This window comes from Streptococcus sciuri (assembly GCF_024814375.1).
In the GTDB taxonomy this organism is placed as follows: domain Bacteria; phylum Bacillota; class Bacilli; order Lactobacillales; family Streptococcaceae; genus Streptococcus; species Streptococcus sciuri.
Genome location: NZ_JANUXX010000008.1, coordinates 83,241 through 93,843 on the forward strand (window position 1 = coordinate 83,241; position 10,603 = coordinate 93,843).

Below are 10,603 nucleotides of genomic sequence, written 5' to 3' on the forward strand. Positions count from 1 at the left end.
ACAAGTCAGAGTCCCCTTTTCTATTAGTCAATAACTGTAGCAGATTCACGTAAATCCTTGTGATAAACAGCTAAGGTCATATTGTAATACGGTACGAGCCAGATGAGACCAATCCCAAAGCTAAAGAGGGAAAGAAGAAGCCATCCGATAAAACTCAATTGCAAAACAAAGTAGTTTAGTTTGTTGCCGTCCATGAGCTTACGACTCTCTGTGATGATTTCCCCTGATGTCAGCACATCTCCTTTTTGTCTGTAGATGTAAGCTGTTTGTGAGTAAGCAATTGTCTTAACAAAACTGATGATAGGACCTATAACTGGAATGAGTCTCCACAACCAAATATAGAGTACCTGCTTAAGAGATAGAACAAAAACTTTCCAAAAATCCTTGGTGCTAAAATAGCGAAAAGCTCTCACAAAACTAGCATCGCTCGCATTTCCTGCCTTAATCCAGTCAAGGTCACTTGCTGCAATACCAATCGTCACGATATTTGTCGCAAACGAGATGAGGATAGAAAGAACAAACATAATAATGCCTAAACTAATCCCTCCAAGAATGAGACCAATATCACTGACCCCTGTCGTGTATGTGTAGTTACCTTGAAGTAGCCCTAGACCAACCAAAGGCAACAAAACTGGGAAAATAGCCATCCACGACACACCACCAACCAATATATTGATGATAAGATAGGGAATGGTATTGAGACTAATTCCTGACCACCAATTACCTCGCAGCAAATCCTTAGCTTCTGCTTTTAAACTCGCTCTTGTTCTCACGATAAACTCCTTTTTCTATTTCTTTAAGAGTATTATATCATTATTGTACTAGATTTACAATACATATAAGCTTTTTTCGCAAAAAAACCAGCAAAATCTTGCTGGTTGTCTTAGCCATGGATACGTTTGAGATAATCAGTATAGCGTTCTGTCTTCATAATCTCTTTGGCGTGTTTGACACGAGCTGGCGTTGGTGGCTTGACTCCCTCAAGCGGATAAGGAATGCCCAACTCACGCCATTTGAACTCACCCATGGTGTGGTAAGGCAGGATTTCAAATTTTTGCACATTTTTTAAGGTTGCGACAAACTCTCCTAGTTTTTCCAAATCCTCATCAATGTCTGTAAGACCTGGCACAAGCACATGACGAATCCAAACAGGAACTCTCTTGTCTGAGAGATATCTAGCACACTCTAGAATGTTTTTATTGGTGTGCTTAGTGACAAACTTGTGCTGTTCATCTCGGATTTCCTTGATATCAAGCAATACCAAGTCCGTAACTTCCAGAAGTCTATCAAAAACATCTAGGTACTCAGGCGTCTTTTTAAAAGGCATCGCACAAGTATCTAGTGTACAATGAATACCTAACTTTTTAGCTTCTGTAAAAAGAGCTATGACAAAATCTATCTGAAGCAAAGCTTCTCCACCTGAAATCGTTATCCCACCTGTGTCGCCCCAAAAATGCTTATAACGAAGTGCTTCATCTAAAACATCTTCAACCGTTCGCACACAGGACTTGTTCGTCTCCATCTCCCATGTATCAGGGTTGTGACAATATTGGCAACGCATCTTGCACCCCTGCATAAAGACAATAAAGCGAATACCTGGACCATCAACAGAACCAAAACTTTCTGTTGAATGCACCATTCCTGTTACTTGTTTATAATTTATTTCTGTCATGATGGTAGTCTCCTCCTATGTAACCGTTTCATCTTACTATTATTATAACACTTCCCATGAAAAAAAGACCAGATTTTGCCTAGCCTTTTTCATCTTGAGGAGCTCTATCTGTCATAAACAATTTTAATTTTGTTACACGACCATCACGGACTTTATCATTGGTCAATTCGAGATGTTTCTCTTTACTATCAAAACTATACGTTTGCTTATCCTCTTGATTTGGGATACTGCCAACGCCCGTTAGGTAAAATCCAGCGATTGTATCGACATCATCACTCTCTAAGTCTGTATCAAAATAATCATTAAATTCATTGAGTGTCATAGTACCCACGACAATGTAAGTAGCGTCTGCGATTTCGTGTACAAACTGCTCTGACTGATCTGTCTCATCATCAATTTCACCGACAATCTCTTCGAGAAGATCCTCAAGTGTCACAAGCCCCGCCATACCACCATATTCATCTAATAAAATAGCCATTTGATTTTGCGTTTTACGTAGTTCACGTAGTAAATCATCTACAAAAATTGTCTCAGGGACAAACAAAGGCTCTTGTAAAATCTTGCGCAACTGAAGTCTATCAAATCCTTCTTCAAACCCTGCCTTTAACAAACGTTTGGTGTGTAAAATACCGATTACTTTGTCCTTATCATCATCGTAGACAGGGATACGTGAAAAGCTCTGACGTAGAATCTCTTTTATATTGGTCTGTGTATCGTCATTGATATCAACCATAAAAGCGTCTGTTCGAGGAACCATGAGCTCACGCGCCATTAACTCATCAAGAGAAAAGATTCCCTGAAGCATCTCAATCTCCTCGGCATCTAGTGTCTCCTCACTATTAGTGAGCATATATTCAATTTCATCACGCGTCAATTTTTCATCAGCATCATCCAAAGTCATCGGAGTTATGCGACTAAGAAGATTAGTTGAGGCTGAAAGTAACCAAACGAAAGGGCGCATAACTAACCCAAGTCCACTGATAACAGGAGCCGTGATGACAGCTAGATTATCCTTTAGATTAAGAGCGATACGTTTGGGGTACAATTCGCCAAAAACGATTGAAACATAAGTCAAAAAGATAAGAGATAAAACACTTCCTGCTGTCTTTGCCCAAGCATAATTGCCAAACCAACTCGCAATCACCTCTCCTAAGCTAGCTGACAAGCTAGCCCCAGACAGTAAGCTGATAAAAGTAATACCTACTTGAATAGTGGATAAGAAATTATTGGGATTATCAAGAACTTTGAGGAGCCGCTGATATTTTTTACTACCTTCTTCGGCTTTTTGCTTGACACGAGAACGGTTTAAGGATACCAAAGACATCTCCGTCGCCGAAAAAAAGCCATTTAAAATGGTCAAAATAACTAATAAAATAAATTGAAACAGTAGATTCTGACTACTAGAATCTTCCATGAAATCTTTTCTCCTAAAAATATAATAATTTCATTATACCATACCTTACCTCTCTTATGCTATAATAAAAGGTGCAATCTATACAAATAGCGCTCTCATAGAAGCGATAGGAGAAAAAACAATGGTAGTGATTTCATTAGAGAATGTCAGTTTAAAGCGACAAGGTAAGCTTTTGTTAAACAATCTGAATTGGCAGGTAGAGAAGGGAGAGATGTGGGCTATTCTAGGATTGAATGGTTCTGGTAAATCCACACTGTTGAAAATGATTATGGCAGAATATTTTCCCTCAAGCGGAAATATGAAAGTTTTAGACTATCATTTTGGACAAGGAGATATTACAAAAGTACGCACTAAAATCGGAGTGGTTGGATCATTTATCTCTGAGCGTATCGCAGGCAGTATGCGTGCTGAAAAAGTCGTCCTGACAGGAAAATATAAGAGCAGTATCCTTTATAAAGCCTATACAGAAAGTGATTTGGAAGAAGCACGCCAGATGCTTATATCTCTTGGTGCAAAGCAACTTATTGGGCGCATCTACGCTAGTTTATCTCAGGGAGAAAAGCAACTGCTCCTCATTGCAAGAAGCCTTATGGAAGATCCTGATATCATTATCCTAGATGAGGCAACCACTGGACTTGACCTCTTTGCTAGAGAAAAATTACTTTCCCAAATAGAACATATTGCTGATTTGCCTCATGCGCCGACAGTACTTTATGTAACCCACCATGCCGAAGAAATCACCTCTAAAATAACACACATCCTTTTATTACGTGAGGGGACAATTGTCGCAAAAGGTAAAAAAGAAAATATTTTCACCCCACAAATCCTCGAAAACTTTTATCAAAATCCGATTGAACTCTTCCCATTAAATGACACACGTTTTTTTATTAAACCTCTAATATAAAAAGTGCCTTTGGCACTTTTTAGTTATTCAAACGATTTCTAGTATAGTTAAAGAGATCATAAGAAAGGGTATTGACCGTTTCTTTTAGAGAGTAGTTTTCAAGAGCATTAACTTCTTTACGCAGTGCCTTAGCGTATCTGTGACTAATCAAGTTGTCTGATTCATACTCAGCAATGACCTTACGCTCTAGATAATAACCACGCAACATCTCATCAACATTATCAGGAACGTTTCGAGTAATAACTCGCTCAACAAAAGCCCCTGACTGGATGATTTGTGCTTCCTGTTTTCTAGAGTGAATCAGATATCCGACAAGATCAGCACTGTAGATATCATCAAGGTTTTGTAAGGCTTCTAAAACCAGATTAGTATTAGCTTGATACAGAGCAATTAAATGTCGTCTGTTTTCCTTTGTGAGAGCTTGCCGATTACTTTGAGTTCGCAAAAACTGTCGAATAGTTGAGCCAAATGTAAACACTTCATGTAATACTTTCGGAAGTGAGCGTAAAAGAATCGTCAAGACATAAGTCAGATTAGAAATAAAGCCACGGTTAATCCGTCTTTCCAAAAATTTGAGATAACCTTGATAGATACGATATTCTTTCATATCAATCTCGCCGTTTAAAAAAGCATTTTCAAGACCATCACTCTCAATTCCTAGAATCATGATATTGATAAGAGCAAGGTCAGACTTCACTTCGTTGGACTCTTGATCTAAAATCAGAGTTTCTAAACGTTTATTGTAATTATCAATTACAGCATAGAGTGCGGTTTTACTTTTATCTTCTCTGATATCTTGTTGTAATTGCCAAATCACATCGTTTAAAATCGCAATTTGCATATAGTGATCCATATCGCTACTCGTTTCGCTGGCTAATTTGGGCAAGACGACTATGCCAATCAAAAAACTCAAAAGAGTAACACCTGCTACTACAAAGAGCAACATACTATATTCAACCGTAGAAAGACTTGGTAAAAGGAGAATGGTCGCAACAGACACAGTTCCTTTAACACCAGAAAAAGTCAAAACTAAAATATCCTTGAGATACCTTTTAAGTTCCTTTTTGAGTTGGTGACTACGATAAGCATAAAAAAGCCAAATCATCACAAAACGAATACCAAATAGCAACAAAGTAACTAGTACAATCACTCCTAAAATTAAAAATGTGTTAATCTCTTGACTCAAAAGAACAGGTCTTGCAAACTTGGTCAACTCAGCTCCTAACATCAAAAAGACAACACCATTGAGTAGAAAAGATAGCATGCTCCATATAACGCTACCGACATTATCGATTTGCGCATCCAAAAGGGTAATTTTCTTAAAGCGACTAGCTTGTGAGATACCAGCAATCACAACTGCAATGATGCCAGAACCGTGGATTTCTTCTGCTAAAAAATAAGCGATAAAAGGCAAGGTCATCTCCAATAACATAACCCCTGATACATCAGCAGCATCCATACTGTCTAAAATAGCTAAAAAAAGACGATTCACAAAAGCCACAATTAAACCAATCAAAACCCCACCTGAGACAGATAACACGAGCTTGAAACTAGCGTTTTGTAGAGAAAAGACACCTGTCACCAGAGCTGTAATAGCGACTTGAAAGGAGACTAGACCACTAGCATCATTTAATAGTCCTTCTCCTTTTAGGATATTTTGGACATGTTTTGGGAATTGGAAACGTTTAGATAGCGAATGAAATGCTACTAAGTCTGTAGGACCTAGTGCAGCACCTACTGCTAGACAAGCGGCTAGGGAAACCTCAGCAGGTAAAAGTTTATAGGTTGCTAATCCCAAAGCCAGTGTACTGATGAATACAACGGGAAAAATCAAATATAAAATAATCTTCCAATGCCTTAGAACGTTTGTAATATCACTCTCTTCGCCCTCACGAAAAAGAAGTGGAGAAATAACAAATGCCAGAAACAGTTCACTATCTAACGCAATAAATCGTTCTCCAAAAATCAAACATAAAAGTCCACCAAAAACAATCTGAATTAAAGGTAGAGGCACCCTTGGAAAAAGTCTGTTAATTAAATTAGAAAGGATAAGTGCAAATAGAAAAACAATAATCAAAACAGCAACGTGCATCTTCACAAAATCCTCAAATAGCTCTAACGCTTGTTTTCACAAATCTTAGCATAAGCTGTCTTATGGTCAGCAATTTTTTTGTCCACCGCTGTCACGTCACAATGCGTCATCTTCTTTTGGCAGCGCTCAATTTCAAGCGTCATCAATTTTTTCTTAATTTTTGCCATTTTTTTCGCTTCACGTATTTTTTCAAACTCTGTTGGATTTAACCATTCTTTTAACATTTTGTTACCTCAATTTTTCAATCATAATCAAAAAAGGTGGTGTGTTCACCTGATTAAGTGGTTGATAGAGCATGGTAGCAAAGTCTCCCTGTGGTAATAAAGCCACAAAAGAAAGCACCTCATCTCTTTCAATATCACCGCCAATATGCCCACTATAGACCATCACAGATACTCTGCCACCAACCACTAAATGCTTTAAAATCTTACCTAAAGCTTCTAGGGTTGTTTTGGGTTTTGTGATGATCTTTTTATCTGCACTCGGCAAATAACCGAGATTGAAAATAGCAGCTGTAATAGGTTCTTTGACATAACTATCCAAAGTCTCATGGCCATCTAGGATCAGCTCGGTATTGGTCAACCCTTTATCTGCAAGCAATTGGTAAGTCTTCTTAATTGCTTGCTTTTGGACATCAAAAGCATAAACTTTTTTTGCTATTTGGGCTAAAAAAGCTGTATCATGACCATTTCCCATTGTAGCATCAACAGCAACGCTCTCTTTATCAATGACCTCAGATAAAAAGTCATGAGAAAGTGCAATCGGACGTTTTATCATTATTTTTCTCCCAATATTTCTGACACAGTCGGCAACCTTGGTAGGCATCTCGTCTCTGCATTTCCTTATCAATAGCGTTTAGGACTTCCCACTTATTGAGACTCCACATAGGACCTATTAGCATATCTCTTGGAGCATCTCCTGTAATACGGTGAATGATAATCGTTTCAGGGATAATCTCTAGCTGATCGCAGACAATAGAGACGTATTCTTCTTGACTAAGCAGTTGCAAACGCCCTTCATGATAATCACGTTGCATACGTGTGTTGGTCATTAGATGCAACAGATGCAACTTGATACCATTGATATCGTTATCATTCACACAACGCCGAACATTTTCTACCATCATTTCATGCGTTTCACCTGGTAAACCATTGATAAGGTGTGAGACAATTTCTACTTTCGGTGCTTGACGACGTAAACGCTCAACAGTTTCTTTGTATAGTTCATAAGAATGGGCTCGGTTGATAAGCTTTGACGTCTTTTCATAAGTCGTCTGAAGTCCTAATTCCACCGTAACATGCATACGCTCTGATAATTCTGCTAGGTAAGCGATGGTCTCATCAGGCAAACAGTCTGGACGTGTCCCTATGTTGATTCCCACCACACCTGGTTCATTGATAGCTTGTTCATAACGCTCACGAATAACTTCCACACGATCATGCGTATTGGTAAAATTTTGAAAATAAACTAAGTATTTCTTGACATCAGGCCATTTGCGATGCATGAAGTCAATTTCTTTATAAAACTGTTCACGAATGGAAGCCTCTGGTGCAACGATAGCATCACCAGAACCTGATACCGTACAGAAAGTACAACCACCATAAGCTACCGTCCCATCACGATTGGGACAATCAAAGCCTGCATCAATCGGTACTTTGAATATCTTCTCACCAAACATTAAACGATAATAGTCATTTAGGGTGTTGTAACGTTTTTTCATGACTCTATTGTAACATAAATCATGGAAAATTCACTAAAATTGCTTACCAAAAAGAGACTAAGATAACACAACCTTGGTCTCTTCTTTTAAAAACAATCAATGCTATTTTTGTTTGCTTTGGAAGCGCCACTCAAAGCGCTTTTGAGCATAATAAGGAAAACATAAGTTATGAATGCCATAGGCTAATACAAAACCAGCTATAACATCTGTTGGGTAATGTACTCCCAGATAAATCCGTGACAAACCAATACAAACAATCAACAAGCCCAAAAAGATAGCCACTGTCCACTTTACCACTTTTGAGTTCAATCGTTGAAAACATATGACTAGGAAACTACCAATAATCAAGAATGTTCCCATAGAGTGTCCACTTGGAAAAGAATAACCACTAGCATGAACCAAATGAGAAATGCTAGGTCTCGGACGCTGATATATATACTTTAATGATAGGATACAAATGGCAACAAAAATGCTATTTGCCATAACATAAAGTGCTTCAGCGTACCATTTTTTTAGAAATAAACTGAGAACAGCTGTAATAGCTATTACAATCTGTGTTCCAGTATTTCCAATAACGGTTATAGCTTTAAAAAAAGTCGTTAAGGGAAGTGGTAAATTTCCTCTTATAGCACTTTGAATCTTAGTATCAAATGGTTGAAGAACTTCAGGGTAAAATTTCACCAAATAACCTAACATCACAAAGGCTACCAAAGCAAAAGAGGCTCTCACCCAACACTGCTGTCTTTTGTTCATTTCAACTGATATCTTTCTATAAACGGTTTACAAGATGTATAGACGATATAAAAAATCAAAGCTAAAATAACCCCTTCAGCGATATTGAAAGGCACTACCATAGCCACAATGTAACGACTGGTACCAAGTATTTTAGCAATATCAAAATTAGCAAACTCAGCATAAAGAGGCATAGCATAAAAAAGATTTAATACCACCATTGCAACCGTCAAAACAAACGTTCCTAATACCGTTGCTTTGAGGTAGTCTTCTATTCTCATACGTTTTTTCCAAATAAAGGCGAAAGCCCACAAAAAGAGAAATAGAGCAATGATATTCATCGGAAGCCCAATGTACGTCTCTACTCCATGATTATTTAAGATAAGTTTTAAGAGTGAACGTAGAAAAAGAACAGCTACGCTACTCTTAAAATCGAATAATGCCAATGCTAAAAGCATAGGAATCACACTAAAGTCAAGCTTTAAAAAGCTTGCCCCAGGAATAAGGGGAAAACTCACATACATCAGCACAAACGATAATGCAGAGAGTATCGCTAAAAATGTCAAACGTCTTGTGTGTGTTATTGTCATAAAAAAATTCCTCCAATTTTTACAAATTGAAAGAAGTCCAAAAGGTATGCGTACATGCAAAACCTCTGCCTTCTCCCATCCAGACTATACTGTCGGTCGTGGAATTGCACCACGTCAGCTTGCGCTCGCGGACTTCACTCATCAAAACGATACATAAGTGTCACCGCCGATCGGGAATTACACCCTGCCCTGAAGACATTCTCATCATAACAAAAAAGCCTTGCATTTGCAAGGCTTCATGGCTAAATATCTGTAATTTTGATAAAGGGAGAAGGTACACCAATGCGATCTTCTGAATGATAACTTTGTTCAGACCATAGTTGAGGGACAGAATACCAACCTGACAACATTGGTGTGTAAGGATCTGATACATATGTTTTACTATTATTATAGCCTTTTAAGACAAGCTCATGACTACCTCTTCTAACAAAAATATCATTTTGTACAGTCGCTAGTACATGATAACCTTCTTGCAAAGCTGTTGTAACAGCATTGAGATTAGAAAGTGGTGTTGCCTTATAGCCCCAATGGTCAACAGCACTTAATATACCCTGAGCACCTGTACCTTCCCAACGCTTGTTAAATTGATCAGTGTTATTATAAAGATAATCTGCCACTGTCGTTGGGAGTACTTCTTTACCAGATAGAGAACTAAAGACCATAGCTAGTGCAGTCGGCGTACAGCCTGAACGATCCATGTTAGATAAACCATAGACATTAGCTGCCCATCTAGGATCTCGTTGGCGATAATAAGGAGTTTTGTAGTTAGATTGATTAACGATAAACGTATAACCTATCAAAAAATTGGGTTTATCATTTTCAAATTGATACACATGAACGTTGTAAGTCCCTGTATCTGCATGATCTGCAACATTTATCTTAACGATTGCTTGACCATTTTGACGAGTAGCTGCATACCATCTGAGGTCATCCTGTCCCTTTTCATCTGACCAAACAGCAAACGAAATAGATCCTGAACTTGGCACTCCTGTCACTTTTAGTTCATAATTTCCAGTTCCTTTATAGGTTGCCACCCCCACTTTTGGAATATCAATATGGTAAGAACCTAGATTCACTGCACTGGTCGTGCCATCGGTGTAGTCTGTGTAGACATGAACAATGTAGTCATCAGTATTACCAGCGTGGTCTAAAATATTTATCGTCTGATGAACTTGGTTGTTCTTAACTACTGGAGCGTACCATTTGAGATCGTCTTGACCTTTGTCTGATGACCATACAGCGATATGCGCATCTTTAATCTGTTTCGTTTTTTCACTACCTCTTACGACAACATCAAAGGTAGGTTTATCTTTGCTATAGTTCTCAACTTTAATTTCTGGTTTTTCTGGTTCTGGAATATCAATATGGTAAGAACCTAGATTCACTGCACTGGTCGTGCCATCGGTGTAGTCTGTGTAGACATGAACAATGTAGTCATCAGTATTACCAGCGTGGTCTAAAATATTTATCGTCTGATGA

11 protein-coding genes and 1 riboswitch are annotated in these 10,603 nt (G+C 38.2%); of the genes, 1 reads left to right on the plus strand and 10 read right to left on the minus strand.

The features are described 5' to 3' along the window. Positions 1 to 23 precede the first annotated feature (23 nt). The 3 genes from NXS10_RS07305 to NXS10_RS07315 all read right to left on the minus strand — a co-directional run bounded on the left by NXS10_RS07305 (position 24) and on the right by NXS10_RS07315 (position 3,086). Complete coding sequence (locus tag NXS10_RS07305) at positions 24 to 773, minus strand: DUF975 family protein (protein ID WP_259139147.1); 750 nt, start codon at positions 771 to 773, stop codon at positions 24 to 26. Between the two features lie 110 nt (positions 774 to 883). Continuing rightward, complete coding sequence (pflA, locus tag NXS10_RS07310) at positions 884 to 1,672, minus strand: pyruvate formate-lyase-activating protein (RefSeq protein WP_259139149.1); 789 nt, start codon at positions 1,670 to 1,672, stop codon at positions 884 to 886. A gap of 79 nt (positions 1,673 to 1,751) precedes the next feature. Beyond that, a complete protein-coding gene (locus NXS10_RS07315; RefSeq protein ID WP_259139150.1) occupies positions 1,752 to 3,086 on the minus strand; it encodes a hemolysin family protein in 1,335 nt (444 codons plus the stop codon). Positions 3,087 to 3,207: 121 nt separating this feature from the next. Between NXS10_RS07315 and NXS10_RS07320 the strand changes: the two genes are divergently transcribed. Next, on the plus strand, positions 3,208 to 3,990 hold the full coding sequence (locus NXS10_RS07320) for an ABC transporter ATP-binding protein (RefSeq protein ID WP_259139151.1): 783 nt from the start codon (positions 3,208 to 3,210) through the stop codon (positions 3,988 to 3,990). 19 nt (positions 3,991 to 4,009) lie between these two features. On the opposite strand, the gene NXS10_RS07325 is transcribed toward NXS10_RS07320, so the two are convergent. The 7 genes from NXS10_RS07325 to NXS10_RS07355 all read right to left on the minus strand — a co-directional run. Continuing rightward, complete coding sequence (locus NXS10_RS07325; RefSeq protein WP_259139152.1) at positions 4,010 to 6,082, minus strand: cation:proton antiporter; 2,073 nt, start codon at positions 6,080 to 6,082, stop codon at positions 4,010 to 4,012. A 23-nt stretch (positions 6,083 to 6,105) separates the two neighbouring features. Continuing rightward, positions 6,106 to 6,306 (minus strand): hypothetical protein, encoded by a 201-nt coding sequence (locus NXS10_RS07330; protein ID WP_259139153.1) that lies wholly within the window; start codon positions 6,304 to 6,306, stop codon positions 6,106 to 6,108. A gap of 4 nt (positions 6,307 to 6,310) precedes the next feature. Then, positions 6,311 to 6,859 (minus strand): tRNA 5-(aminomethyl)-2-thiouridylate-methyltransferase MnmM, encoded by a 549-nt coding sequence (gene mnmM, locus NXS10_RS07335; RefSeq protein ID WP_259139154.1) that lies wholly within the window; start codon positions 6,857 to 6,859, stop codon positions 6,311 to 6,313. Then, positions 6,828 to 7,802 (minus strand): tRNA modification radical SAM protein MnmL/YtqA, encoded by a 975-nt coding sequence (gene mnmL, locus NXS10_RS07340; protein ID WP_259139155.1) that lies wholly within the window; start codon positions 7,800 to 7,802, stop codon positions 6,828 to 6,830. Before mnmL ends, mnmM begins: the two co-directional genes overlap by 32 nt. Positions 7,803 to 7,904: 102 nt before the next feature. After that, the gene (locus NXS10_RS07345) at positions 7,905 to 8,555 is read right to left on the minus strand and encodes a phosphatase PAP2 family protein (protein WP_259139156.1); all 651 of its coding nucleotides are present in this window, start codon (positions 8,553 to 8,555) and stop codon (positions 7,905 to 7,907) included. Next, the gene (locus NXS10_RS07350; protein ID WP_259139168.1) at positions 8,552 to 9,118 is read right to left on the minus strand and encodes an ECF transporter S component; all 567 of its coding nucleotides are present in this window, start codon (positions 9,116 to 9,118) and stop codon (positions 8,552 to 8,554) included. The genes NXS10_RS07345 and NXS10_RS07350 overlap by 4 nt, the downstream gene beginning before the upstream one ends. A 69-nt stretch (positions 9,119 to 9,187) precedes the next feature. Further along, a riboswitch (FMN riboswitch) is annotated at positions 9,188 to 9,325 on the minus strand. A 41-nt stretch (positions 9,326 to 9,366) separates the two neighbouring features. Then, a partial coding sequence (locus tag NXS10_RS07355) for a GBS Bsp-like repeat-containing protein (protein WP_259139157.1) occupies positions 9,367 to 10,603 on the minus strand: 1,237 nt, incomplete at its 5' end.

Coding starts and splice junctions, on each gene's coding strand:
- pflA (WP_259139149.1), bottom strand. CDS start 1,672: ATGACAGAAATAAATTATAAACAAGTAACAGGAATGGTGCATTCAACA.
- NXS10_RS07315 (WP_259139150.1), bottom strand. CDS start 3,086: ATGGAAGATTCTAGTAGTCAGAATCTACTGTTTCAATTTATTTTATTA.
- NXS10_RS07320 (WP_259139151.1), top strand. CDS start 3,208: ATGGTAGTGATTTCATTAGAGAATGTCAGTTTAAAGCGACAAGGTAAG.
- NXS10_RS07325 (WP_259139152.1), bottom strand. CDS start 6,082: ATGCACGTTGCTGTTTTGATTATTGTTTTTCTATTTGCACTTATCCTT.
- NXS10_RS07330 (WP_259139153.1), bottom strand. CDS start 6,306: ATGTTAAAAGAATGGTTAAATCCAACAGAGTTTGAAAAAATACGTGAA.
- mnmM (WP_259139154.1), bottom strand. CDS start 6,859: ATGATAAAACGTCCGATTGCACTTTCTCATGACTTTTTATCTGAGGTC.
- mnmL (WP_259139155.1), bottom strand. CDS start 7,802: ATGAAAAAACGTTACAACACCCTAAATGACTATTATCGTTTAATGTTT.
- NXS10_RS07345 (WP_259139156.1), bottom strand. CDS start 8,555: ATGAACAAAAGACAGCAGTGTTGGGTGAGAGCCTCTTTTGCTTTGGTA.